General features: G+C 40.0%; 12 protein-coding genes and 3 tRNA genes. 8 read left to right on the forward strand and 7 right to left on the reverse strand.

All coding sequences use genetic code 11. From position 1 onward, the window contains the following. The first annotated feature begins 220 nt into the window (after positions 1–220). Positions 221–1657, forward strand: a complete 1437-nt coding sequence (locus LV92_RS01030) for a T9SS type B sorting domain-containing protein (protein ID WP_111622311.1) — start codon at positions 221–223, stop codon at positions 1655–1657. A gap of 67 nt (positions 1658–1724) precedes the next feature. Here LV92_RS01030 and LV92_RS01035 read toward each other — a convergent pair whose 3' ends face one another. After that, positions 1725–3233: an OmpP1/FadL family transporter gene (locus LV92_RS01035; protein ID WP_111621828.1), complete on the reverse strand. Its 1509-nt coding sequence runs from the start codon at positions 3231–3233 to the stop codon at positions 1725–1727. A gap of 46 nt (positions 3234–3279) precedes the next feature. Then, positions 3280–4539: a hypothetical protein gene (locus LV92_RS21700; RefSeq protein ID WP_146613493.1), complete on the reverse strand. Its 1260-nt coding sequence runs from the start codon at positions 4537–4539 to the stop codon at positions 3280–3282. A 99-nt stretch (positions 4540–4638) separates the two neighbouring features. Between LV92_RS21700 and proS the strand changes: the two genes are divergently transcribed. The 5 genes from proS (at position 4639) to LV92_RS01070 (ending at position 8357) form a co-directional block, all read left to right on the forward strand. Then, positions 4639–6114 carry a proline--tRNA ligase gene (proS, locus tag LV92_RS01050; protein ID WP_111621831.1) on the forward strand — a complete coding sequence of 492 codons (1476 nt, stop codon included), beginning with the start codon at positions 4639–4641 and terminating at the stop codon, positions 6112–6114. 80 nt (positions 6115–6194) lie between these two features. After that, positions 6195–6266, forward strand: a tRNA-Glu gene (locus LV92_RS01055). 72 nt (positions 6267–6338) lie between these two features. Beyond that, positions 6339–6410: transfer RNA gene (locus tag LV92_RS01060), tRNA-Glu, on the forward strand. Between the two features lie 51 nt (positions 6411–6461). Beyond that, on the forward strand, positions 6462–6713 hold the full coding sequence (gene rpsT, locus LV92_RS01065) for a 30S ribosomal protein S20 (protein ID WP_031442787.1): 252 nt from the start codon (positions 6462–6464) through the stop codon (positions 6711–6713). A 216-nt stretch (positions 6714–6929) separates the two neighbouring features. Then, positions 6930–8357, forward strand: a complete 1428-nt coding sequence (locus LV92_RS01070) for a purple acid phosphatase family protein (protein ID WP_111621832.1) — start codon at positions 6930–6932, stop codon at positions 8355–8357. 158 nt (positions 8358–8515) lie between these two features. On the opposite strand, the gene LV92_RS01075 is transcribed toward LV92_RS01070, so the two are convergent. Further along, positions 8516–9358: an AraC family transcriptional regulator gene (locus tag LV92_RS01075; protein ID WP_111621833.1), complete on the reverse strand. Its 843-nt coding sequence runs from the start codon at positions 9356–9358 to the stop codon at positions 8516–8518. 434 nt (positions 9359–9792) lie between these two features. Beyond that, positions 9793–9869: transfer RNA gene (locus LV92_RS01080), tRNA-Arg, on the reverse strand. Between the two features lie 85 nt (positions 9870–9954). Between LV92_RS01080 and LV92_RS01085 the strand changes: the two genes are divergently transcribed. Beyond that, on the forward strand, positions 9955–10467 hold the full coding sequence (locus tag LV92_RS01085; RefSeq protein ID WP_111621834.1) for an adenine phosphoribosyltransferase: 513 nt from the start codon (positions 9955–9957) through the stop codon (positions 10465–10467). Here the strand turns inward: LV92_RS01085 and LV92_RS01090 are convergent. Further along, a complete protein-coding gene (locus LV92_RS01090) occupies positions 10464–10616 on the reverse strand; it encodes an SsrA-binding protein (protein WP_111621835.1) in 153 nt (50 codons plus the stop codon). The two genes, LV92_RS01085 and LV92_RS01090, sit on opposite strands and share 4 nt — an antisense overlap. A 226-nt stretch (positions 10617–10842) precedes the next feature. Between LV92_RS01090 and LV92_RS01095 the strand changes: the two genes are divergently transcribed. Further along, complete coding sequence (locus LV92_RS01095) at positions 10843–11262, forward strand: nucleoside-diphosphate kinase (protein ID WP_111621836.1); 420 nt, start codon at positions 10843–10845, stop codon at positions 11260–11262. A gap of 72 nt (positions 11263–11334) precedes the next feature. Here the strand turns inward: LV92_RS01095 and LV92_RS01100 are convergent, their stop codons facing one another. Both LV92_RS01100 and LV92_RS01105 read right to left on the reverse strand, forming a co-directional pair. Further along, positions 11335–11631, reverse strand: coding sequence for a DUF721 domain-containing protein (locus LV92_RS01100; protein ID WP_111621837.1), 297 nt, complete (start codon positions 11629–11631; stop codon positions 11335–11337). Positions 11632–11633: 2 nt separating this feature from the next. Further along, positions 11634–12050, reverse strand: a complete 417-nt coding sequence (locus LV92_RS01105; protein ID WP_111621838.1) for a lipocalin family protein — start codon at positions 12048–12050, stop codon at positions 11634–11636.

Below are 12050 nucleotides of genomic sequence, written 5' to 3' on the forward strand. Positions count from 1 at the left end.
AGGGGGTAACTTAGTCCTATCCTGCTAATCATAGTAGCCATTATCTGCAAATACAAATAATCCAATCACATACAGGAAAGAGTATCTGGGATAGGCCAAAGCCCTATGAATACCTGTTAAGAGGCCCAAGTTTTTGTGATAAAATATACCGGTTATATACTAAATCTTTTTCATAAGAGTTATTATACTTGATTTAAGAATGTATTTAGCCCCAATTTCTATGCGGACACTTATCTGTTCTATATGTGTTATGTTTCTGTTTGTCAGTAATATAGTTGCACAAAACTCACCTGATTGTAGGACTGCTATTCCTGTTTGTGCAGATGGCCAGCCAATTATGCCAATTGTTGATGGCGGTGGAGATATAGATGATTTTGACCCTGATGTAATTCGGCAAAGTGGTTGTTTGGAGAAAGGGAGTGTAAGTTCTGCGAATCTCGAAAACAACACCTCTTGGTTCGTTTTTAGGGCAGGTACGGGAGGACAGGTAGGTTTTGACATTGAAGCTTTGCCGGTTACGGGTACTACAATAACAGCGGAATGGGACTTTGCGGTTTATGGTCCTTATGATCAAACAAGTGGGCAAAATTTCTGTTCGATTATTGGAAGTGGAACAGAACCTATCCGTTGTAATTACGAAGCCAATAACACGCGTTTTACAGGAATAGGCATTAATCCGGAGAATGGGGATGTGGGTGCACCTTTTTTAAAGCAAAGCCAAAACACATATGATGAATGGTTAGATGTACTCCCAGGAGAAATCTACTATATTTTCGTTAATAATTTCAACACCAATTTCGATGATGATGCCGAGCAATTTTCATTGACTTTTACGGGTAGTTCGGTTGATGCCGATCAAGATAATGCGTTGGATTGTACCTTACGTGACGAATTTTTAGGTTTGGATATAATTGCTTGTGAGGGTGATCCGGACATCACCCTATCTGCACTGAATTCTCCTTTTGGACCTGATATTGCAACTGTTGTTTGGACTGTGGATTATGAGGATGATGGCGTTATTGATGCCACCTTGCCGGGATCCGGACCTTCCAATGCCGAATTGGTGGTGAGCAGCCCCAATTCTGGTCGCTATTTTGTTGAACTAACCAACAGTTTTGGAAATGACGTAGGTGATGATATACTAATCACCTTTTTTGGAACCCCAGTTTTACAAGAAGTTATCGTCAGGGACGACCTTTCCGATAACAACATTGTAGAAATAGTAGTGGCCAACCCGGATGGTAATTACGAATATGCCATTAACGGTGGTGAGTTTCAGGATGACCCTGTTTTTAATAATGTTCCACCGGGTGTAAATACGGTAATTATTAATGATAAAAATGGTTGCGGAACTACAGAGCCCATCGAGTTTTTAGTGGTAGGCTATCCAAAATTCTTTACACCCAATGCCGATGGTATCCATGACCGTTGGAATGTATATGGAATCTCCACCTTGATAGATCCGGTGGTATTTATATTTGATCGTTACGGCAAACTCCTTAAGCAAATTGATGAAACCACAATAGGGTGGGACGGTACCTTTAATGGAAGGCCAATGCCTTCATCGGACTACTGGTTTAGGATGGACTATTCACGAGACGAAGACGGAATAGTAGTGGCGCGTTCGGTTAGGACCCACTTTACTTTGAAGCGATAATCATATTATTCTAAAATAAAAAAGACGGGTAAATCCCGTCTTTTTAGTTTCTAAAATATTTTCTTCGTTAGAAATTCAGGGTATAGCCCAAACTTACAACGGAGTTTTTATTGGTTATACTGGCCGGTGTAGGAAGGCCAACATCAAACAGTTGTTTGTTTATGTCCTGGGTGGAGTAGTTGTAGGAAAGGTCTAGCCTGCTTCCCCCAAAATTATAACCTATACCACCTGAATAGCCGTTTAAATCACCAATGGTATTGCCACTGGCGTACGGACTCTGTTCAAATCTGTATCCTGCCCTTAAGCTTAGGGCTTCAATGCGGTACTCCCCACCTAATCTAAATGTTGAAACTGTACTTAGCTTATCGGAGATATAATTGTTTTCCGAGGCAAAACTAGGATCTGAACCAGGTCTTAACTCTGCTTTTGACATGTCTTGATAACTATAGTCGAAACTTATAAGGCCATCCTGACCAAATATCATAGCTATGCTACCTGTTAATTTCCCTGGTATTTTAATGGTATAGTCCTCAAAAACATTAATGATATTAAAGTTGATAAATGAAATATCGCTATCCGCCAGATCCGAATATATTTTTTGGGAGGTTTCATCCGATAAATTGTACCAGGTTGGGGATTGATAACTACCACCTATTCTAAAATTTTCATTTAATTTCCCAATGGCGCCCAAGCTAAAGGAAAAACCATTTCCCTGAGTCCTAAGCAAATTATCGAAGGTTATGGTCTGAATTTCCGAATCGGAATCAAAGCCTCTTTCGGACAATTGGGTAAGTTTGTCCAGGAATACACTGTGAATGTTCAGGGAAGCTCCCAAATACAAATTATCACCGTACTGTGAGGCTAAATTTGCAGTAAACTTACTATTGTATCCAGCAGTGATCTGAGAGTAATCTTGGTTAAGGGTACTGTATTTTGCATTGGAGATGTAATCCGTATTATTGTCGTCCGAGAAATCTACAGGGTCTATTATACCACCGTAATATCCCAAAAATGCTTGTTGGTCCACAAAACCTAAGGTGGATCCTATATCCAAATAGGCTTCTTCTATATACTCGTCGTCCTGTATTAAAAGTGGTCCAAAGGGTACTCCATTGGCCAAATCCAAAAAGTAATTATCTATGCCCTGATTGCTGTTACCGGAAACAAAAAGGTCATCGTCAAAATTTTTGATCAGGTCATAGTTAAATGCCAATGCAAGTTTTCTCCATGGAGAACTGGTGTTGGTACTTTTAAATACAAAAACACCCCCAACTTGATTAAGGTCCAATGAATTTAAGGAGGTGCTGGAGCTACTGTTGAAATAGCGGGAATCATTTTTAGTATTGTAATTTGATCCAGTTAAGGATAACAAGCTGTTGTTGAAAACAGCTGAACCGGCAGGATTTATGTTTAGGGAGGACAAATCTCCTCCCAACGCACCAAATGCGCCATTTAATCCTTGAAAACGTGCTGTTCCATAAGAACCCTCTCCGCTCAACCTTAAAACATCATTGATGTTCTGAGCGCTGGCAAAGGCACATACCAATAGTAGAATGAAAGTGTAATTCCTTTTCATTTTAAATAATTTTGAAAGTTTTTATTGAAATAAGGGGCCATGTTTTTTAGTTGCGCCTTCCGCTGCTCCTACTAGTGGATGACGATGATCTTGAAGAAGAACTGCTAGAGCTTCTTACACTTCCACTGGAACTGTTGGAGCTGCTGGAACTTCTATAAGTGCTACCCGATGATCTTGATGGGGTGCTACTGGAGTTACTTCTATAGGTTCCACTTGAAGATCTTGTTGGAGCAGAGCTTCTGTAGGTTCCACTTGAAGACCTTGTAGGAGTACTACCGGAACTTCTATAGGTAGAGGTTCTAGGAGCGGTGCCTTTATAGGTTCCACTAGATGAATTGCTTCTGTATGTCTGATTACTTCTGGAACTGCTGTTGTAATTGGGTACCGCCCTTGTGCTTCTGCTGGTGCGGTAAGATCTGTTTCTTTCCAATGCATCAACCCCAACATTACTTCGCGATGTAGTTCCACTTCTATTGACATTACTACGTCCGGTGGTACTTCTATATCGGCTGGTGCTTGTTCGGTTTGCGGTGCCAATATTTGATCTTCCGTTCAGAGCAGTGCTCCTAAGGTTGGAATTAGAGTTGTAAACGCCCCTCCTACTAGCGCTATAAGCGTAATTTCTATTGTAGTAATTATTGCCGAACCTACTGCGGGAATAGTAATAAGGGTAGTTTCGATAAGGAGAATAGAAGTAAGGACTGTAATAACCGCCCCATCCGTAGCCTCCCCAGCCCCAATTGTTATAGCCATAGCCTCCCCAACCCCAGTTGTTCCAGCCATTTCCATATCCGAAACGGTTCCATCTCCAAGGGTTGTATCCGTAATAACCTCCGTAGAAGCCACCATAAAAACCACCATATCCCCATGCAAATGGAGATCCGCCCCAACCCCAGTCATCATAAATGTTGATGTTAACATTGGTGGCATTATCCCCCCAAGATCCGTATCCATTATAGTCATTGTTGGTGGCATCATAGCTGAGATCCTGGCTGTAGTTAAGGCTGTCGGATTCCATATCGCTATAGTAACCGTCAACATCGGTGAATACCTCACTATCCAGAATTTCTCCATATTCATCCGCCTTTTGCCCAAAATAATCGCCATAGGCATTTGGTTTTTGGGTGGGCTGTTGGGTTCTTGGCCGTTGTTCGGTTACCCTAACTTGTTCGGTCCTATTGGAATAGATGCCGTCATTATCGTAATAGGACGCTTGCTGGTAAGACCCGCAAGATGCCAATACTATGCTAAGGAGTACAACAGTTGCTGCTATATGTATTCTTCGGTGGGGTAGAGAATGTATCATCGCTGTAAATTTAATTGTTGAACATTGTAAAAATAGTTAGTTTTGCCGAACTATTTCATTTAATAATAAGGTCGCAAGTTTTGTGCCAAACTTACTGGTATGGGTAAAAATTTAACGAAAAGAGCAGAGGATTATTCCAAATGGTATAATGAACTTGTAGTGAAAGCGGATTTGGCTGAAAATTCGGGAGTTAGGGGTTGTATGGTCATTAAACCTTATGGTTACGCCATTTGGGAAAAGATGCAGGCCCAATTGGATATTATGTTCAAGGAAACTGGACATGAGAATGCCTATTTTCCATTGTTTATACCTAAGTCCTACTTGAGCAAAGAGGCCAGTCATGTGGAAGGTTTTGCAAAGGAATGTGCCGTTGTGACCCATTACAGGCTAAAAAATGCCGAGGATGGTAGTGGTATTATTGTGGACCCCGAAGCCAAACTGGAGGAAGAGCTAATCGTTAGACCTACATCTGAAACAATTATATGGGATACCTATAGAAGATGGATTCAGTCTTATCGCGATTTACCACTGCTGATCAACCAATGGGCCAATGTAGTGCGTTGGGAAATGCGGACCCGCCTTTTCTTGAGAACTGCAGAATTTTTATGGCAGGAGGGGCATACCGCGCATGCTACAGAAAAGGAAGCTGTTGCCGAAGCGGAACAAATGATGAACATTTATGCGGAATTTGCGGAGAATTATATGGGGGTACCTGTTATAAAAGGAACTAAAACGGCAAGCGAACGTTTTGCCGGTGCATTGGAGACCTACTGTATAGAGGCTTTAATGCAGGATGGTAAGGCTTTGCAGGCAGGTACATCACATTTTTTGGGGCAAAATTTCGCAAAGGCTTTTGACGTGAAGTTTGCTACTAAGGAAGGGGTGCAGGAGTATGTATGGGCAACCTCTTGGGGAGTTTCCACAAGATTAATAGGGGCCTTGATTATGGCTCATAGTGATGATAACGGTCTGGTATTACCGCCTAAATTGGCGCCTATACAAGTCGTAATTGTGCCTATATATAAAGGTGAGGATCAATTGGACGCTATTTCGGAAAGAGTGGCGCCTATGGTAAAGGAATTACGTTCCAAAGGAATCTCTGTAAAATATGATAATCGCGATACACAGAAACCGGGATTTAAGTTTAATGAGTACGAGTTGAAAGGGGTGCCTGTTCGTTTGGCGATAGGGCAGAGGGATATGGATAATGGTACTTATGAAGTTGCGCGAAGGGATACTTTTGAAAAGGAAACCGTAAAGGGCGATGAGGTAGTGGCCAAAATTGAGTTTTTGTTGGAGGATATCCAGACAAATATTCATAATAAAGCCTTGGAATATAGAAAAACACATATAACCGAGGTAAATTCTTATGAAGAATTTAAGGAGGTTTTGGAAAGTAAAGGTGGATTTTTATCGGCACATTGGGATGGGACAGCAGAAACCGAAGAATTGGTGAAAGAGCAAACAAAAGCTACTATTCGCTGCATTCCTATTGATGCCAAAGAAGAAGCCGGAGTCTGCATGGTAACGGGAAAACCATCCTCTAAAAGAGTGCTTTTTGCCAAGGCGTATTAAAAGATTTTAAAAAAATTTATTTAGGTCTTGCGATAGTAAAAAATAATTGTATTTTTGCATCCGCAATTATGCGATTTGATGGTCCGTTCGTCTAGGGGTTAGGACGCCAGGTTTTCATCCTGGTAACAGGGGTTCGATTCCCCTACGGACTACTAAGGTTATTTTGAAATTTTGGGGTACTGATGGCAACTTAAAAATTCTGTCCGTACTTGAAACCAAAAAATGGTCCGTTCGTCTAGGGGTTAGGACGCCAGGTTTTCATCCTGGTAACAGGGGTTCGATTCCCCTACGGACTACACAGTATGTTTAGGGGTATAACCCAATAAAAAAAATTAATTAGATAGAAAATGGCAAATCATAAGTCAGCATTAAAGAGGATTAGAAGGAACGAAGCGGTAAGATTACGTAATAGGTACCAGCATAAAACAACCCGTAACGCGATCAGAAGATTGCGTACCGAGGAGGATAAGAAAGCTGCAGAAACTTTGTTGCCAAGCGTGGTAAGTATGATCGATAGATTGGCCAAGCGCAATATTATCCATTCCAACAAAGCTGCAAACTTAAAGAGCAAGCTGACTAAGCAAGTAGCTGCACTATAAGTTTTATAATTTATATCAAGGAACGCCCTTCGTAAGAATGGGCGTTTTTTTTGTTTTTGCTATCCGCCATATTTCTCATGATATAAAAGTGTTTCTTATCACATAAATTATGAAATTATTAAAAGAAGTTAACCTTTATGGTTTGCTTCTGTGAAGTCTAGGTAATTTCAATGAATCATATTATATTGGACTTCTAAAAAAAATGAACTAAGAATAATGGGATTACTACGAGCTAAACAAAATTTAGGATTTATTTTATTCGTGATTCTTTTAGGTTGTAAGTCACAACAGGAAAAAGTACCGCATAGTCACTCCTCTGAAACTGATCACTCCCATTCCCATTCGCATAGCCATTATCCGGAACATGATTCCATAACGGCCCATAAATTAATGTTTCCATCCCGAGTACCGGATAGGGTCATTGCCAATTTAACGGCGGATCCAGCCCATAGTATGGCTGTGAATTGGAGAACAGATCAGCAAGTGGAAGCTGGATTTGTTGAAATTGCCGTGGCGACCGATGGACCGGAGTTTTTATTAAAAGACGTAAGAAGAGTGGAGGCTAAAAGTGAAATTTTTCAAAATCAGAACAGAAAGGAGCCTCTTGTAAAGGCAGTATATCATTCTGCAGTAGTGAACAATTTACAGCCAAAAACCACCTATGTATACAGGGTAGGTAATGGAAAGGAGGGTAACGACGGTTGGAGCGAATGGTTTCAATATACCACGGCCAGTGACACTGGAGACCCTTTTAGCTTTATTTATTTTGGGGATGCCCAAAATAATGTAAAAGCCCTATGGTCCAGGGTAATACGAAATTCTTACCGAAAATTTCCAGAAGTTGATTTTATGTTGCACGCTGGCGATCTAATAAATGACAGGGATGCCAATCTGGAATGGGGGGAATGGTTTTATGCAGGTAGCTTTATTCATGCCACGGTGCCAAGTGTTATGACGCCGGGTAATCATGAATACAGGGATGGTGTATTGACCTCTTTATGGAAACCACAATTCACTTTGCCCGAAAATGGACCAATTGAGGAATTAAAAGAAACGTGTTTTGTAATTGATTATCAAGACATGAAATTGATTTCTATCGATAGCGAAGGTTATGATGAAAGTTTGGAAGCCCGTTCGGCACAGATAAAATGGCTAGATTCTGTATTGCAATCAAACACTAAAAAATGGATAACCATTTTCACGCATTATCCAGTTTATTCTACCAAAGAAGGGCGAGACAATTGGGAACTGAGAGAAGGTATTAAACCTTTGATAGATAAATATGGGGTAGATTTAGTATTACAAGGGCATGATCATACATATGCAAGAGGCTATCCTGATAACGAAGGTAAGGGTCTGACACTTTTGGACCATGCCGGTACCGTTTATGCGGTTTCCGTAAGTGGACCTAAAATGTACGAATCCGCGGACCAGGATTGGATGGTACGAAGGGGGGAATACACCCAGTTGTTTCAAATAATTACGGTTGCCAAGGATACCATTAAATATGAGGCATACACTCCCATTGGAAACCTGTATGACGCCTTCGACCTTATTAAAAAAGACGGCAAAAAACAGCTGATCAATAGGGTGCCGGACAGTCCTATCCGACTAAAAAAGGACTTCGTGGGAGAAGATAAATAGAGAATTCTATTTATTGTTGTGCATTGATCCGAAGATATGGACTGGTACTAAGTTCTACGATACCAAAATGGGTATTTTAGGAGGATAACCATATACCAGATCTTGCCTCATTGGGTCTTATAAATAGTTTTTTTATTTTTACCGAAGGTAAATTATTGTCATCGCTGTCTGCGGTAATCCGTTGGAGTAACGCCTTTAATTTCTTTAAACTTCCTGTTGAAGTTGGCTATGGTTCTAAATCCGCATTGTTCGGATATCATGGAAATTGAAAGGTCGGGGTTGCTATTGATAAGTTTACAGGCATTTTCAATTCGTATTTCAATCAAAAATTGAAAAAATGTTTTGTTGGTTCGTTTTTTAAAATAGCGGCAAAAGGAATTCTTGTTCATATGGGCCTTGTCCGCAATCTCTTCCAAAGTAATAGGTTCGTAAAACTTTTCCATAGCATATTCGAACACATCGTTCATGCGTTTTCCCTCGTCGTCCGTAAACCTCTTTTTGTAAACAAAAGAAGATAGGGGAGTTGTTTCCGCTATACTGATTAAATTAAGTATTTTTAAAAGCGTAGCTACCCTTTCTAACTTATTTTGATGGCTTAACTTATTGAATTGTTTTGTGATTTTCTGTTTTTTGGATAGCACCTTCAACCCGTATTCCGAACCCTTAAAGAATTCCTTGGTTTCTGCCATATCCGTTAACTCGAAAAAATGCCTTCCAAACGCGTCCTTTTTAAAAAATAAGGAGCACATGATGGATTCATCACTTTTGTGGGAATCACTTTTAAAAACATGGGGAAGATATTCACCTATTGCCAAAATGTCGCCTTCCTGATATTCATTTATAGTGTCTGCCACAACAAAGGAACCGGATCCTTTTACGATAAGGCTTATTTGTATTTCTTGATGTTGATGAAGTTGGCCATAGAGTATTCTATCGCGATCCTCCTGGTAGATGAGTGCTTCGTTTTTTGGTTTTGGTATTTTAAATGGCAGTACCTTCAAGTTATGTTTTTTGCAAATATTATTTAAAAATATAATATTATGCCATATATGGGGTAATATAGTATAATAATATGCTATTCTGGAATAATTATAAGCCTTTAATAGATAACCTATTATACCTGTGAACCAGCAAAGCTCCGTTTTGCAAATAAGAAACCCCGCAGCTATCGCTGCTGGTTCTTTGTTTTACTCCAAAACCTCAAACTACGTTTGGCTTTTTCCGCAAAAAAAAGAACCACGCCTAAAAGACGTGGTTTCTTGCTTGTGGTGACCTCGACTGGATTACCTTAGGTTTTCCATTGAGCTCCGTTTTGCAAATAAGAAACCCCGCAGCTATCGCTGCTGGTTCTTTGTTTTACTCCAAAACCTCAAACTACGTTTGGCTTTTTCCGCAAAAAAAAGAACCACGCCTAAAAGACGTGGTTTCTTGCTTGTGGTGACCTCGACTGGATTCAAACCAGTAACCTTCTGAGCCGTAATCAGATGCGCTATTCAGTTGCGCCACGAGGCCGTTGTAAAAATTCATTTTTCCCGTTTAACGGGCTGCAAATATATTTCTTTTTAAATTTACCACAAAATTACAGCAACCAAAATAAATGGATTTAAAGAAATATGTTCGGGAAATCCCGAATTTTCCCGAAGAAGGAATCTCTTTTAAGGATATTACCCCCCTGTTAAAGGACGCTAAGGCCTTGGAGAGCGCAGCCGAAGCATTGTTTGAATTGATCAAAAATAAAAAGGTGGACAAAGTGGTGGGTATGGAGAGTCGCGGATTTTTCTTTGCACCTCTACTGGCAACCCGACTCAATGCCGGCTTTGTCCCGGTGAGAAAGCGCGGAAAGTTGCCGCATCAAACAATTAGTGAGCCCTATGCCCTGGAATATGGTAGGGATGTTCTGGAAATTCATGTGGATGGCATATTAAAAGGGGAGAAGGTGCTAATTCATGATGATGTACTGGCTACTGGAGGGACTGCCAAAGCCGTATGTAAACTTATAGAAAAGTTAGGTGGAGAAGTTGTGCAGTGCAACTTTTTGTTGGAACTAAAGTTTTTAAAGGGCAGGGACAAGTTATCCGGTTACCCGGTTGAGGCCCTTATACAGTATTAGTCCAAGGAATTAGTAGTTACTAGGTAGCGCCATCCTATAATGGCCATTTGCATTTTTGTAGCTTTTGAAAGGTCCAACTGTTTTTTGGAATAGGAAGGTAATACCAACTTGTTCATTTTTGCCAGAAGTTTAAAGAATGCTTTTTTCATCCGTTACAATTATTTTGTGGGTTAGATCCTAAATTTAGTGGCCTATGTTCATATTGGTACAAATATAAGGACTAAGTGGAAAAAAGGTATACGGTTTCGCTTTGACGGTTAAAGTACACCGTGAAAAGGTTGGCATCGTCGGTAAAGTGTATTAAAGATCATAAGATGCACCTCAAATATTGCGAGTTTTAGAATAAAACGTATTTTTGCGCAAAATTTTAGAGTAATGAGCACAAATAGAACTTTTACCATGATTAAGCCCGATGCCGTTGAGAATGGACACATCGGTGGAATTTTGGACAAAATAACTTCGGCCGGATTCAAGATCGTTGCAATGAAATATACGCAATTGAGCAGAAGGGATGCACAAGCGTTTTATGCAATACATAAGGAACGTCCTTTTTTTGGGGAATTGGTTGACTTTATGACCAGAGGGCCAATTGTATCCGCTATCCTGGAAAAGGATAATGCAGTTGAAGATTTTCGCGCCTTGATCGGGGCAACAAACCCTGCAGATGCTGCAGAAGGGACTATACGAAAATTGTTCGCTACCTCAATAGCTGAAAATGCGGTACATGGTTCTGACAGTGATGAAAATGCAGCCATTGAAGGTTCATTTCATTTTGCTGGAAGGGAAATTTTCTAAGAAAATTTTGTTTATAGAATTAAAAACCACGCCCAAGGGCGTGGTTTTTTTTAGTTAAATTATAACGGAATCTTATCTAAGAACAATTTTTGTGATTAGATCCTTTCCCAATTCCTCGTTCAATAATTTTATGATCTTGGATTTGCCCAAGCTTAGCTCCTCTCTAAGTACGGATGAAGATAGCGAAACAAAAAGGGTGTCGCTCCGTAATTCAATGGCCGTGGTATAGTTGTTAACGCCATTGCCCATTAGATTTATCCAGGCTTCCCTTGCGTTAACCCGGTCCATTCCTTTTTGTAGCTTGTTTTCGACAATAAATTCCTGTAAGGCTTCACCAAGGCGAAGGTTGTCATTTTTTCTTTTGGCCATTTTTACTCAATATTAATGGGTTCAAATCTTTTGTAGTGGTATTTTATGTTTTCCTCACTTAGAACTGTAAAGCTATTCTCCGATAGATTAACAATTTTTTCATGCCATTCGCTAAGATCTGTTTTATAATTTAATGTAAAAACTCCTTCGTTTTCATAAATAGTAAACAATTCCGCATCATTGGAAGTATCGTAGGTTCCGTTAAATTTTGGTTGTACCTTTTTTCGATATCCCTTTAGGTCATTTATTTCAATGTAGTCTATACTGGTATTAACTGTGTATTCCTTTTCGGTGCCATCCGGGAAAGAAACTTTTTCTATTTCCCAGTAGCCGTTCAAATAGGGTAAATCCGATTTGTTCACTTTATTTTGGCAGCCAGCAAGGCTAATTAAGGTAGCTATAATATAAACATATCTCAT

The sequence above is a fragment of the Arenibacter echinorum genome (assembly GCF_003259375.1).
Classification (GTDB): domain Bacteria; phylum Bacteroidota; class Bacteroidia; order Flavobacteriales; family Flavobacteriaceae; genus Arenibacter; species Arenibacter echinorum.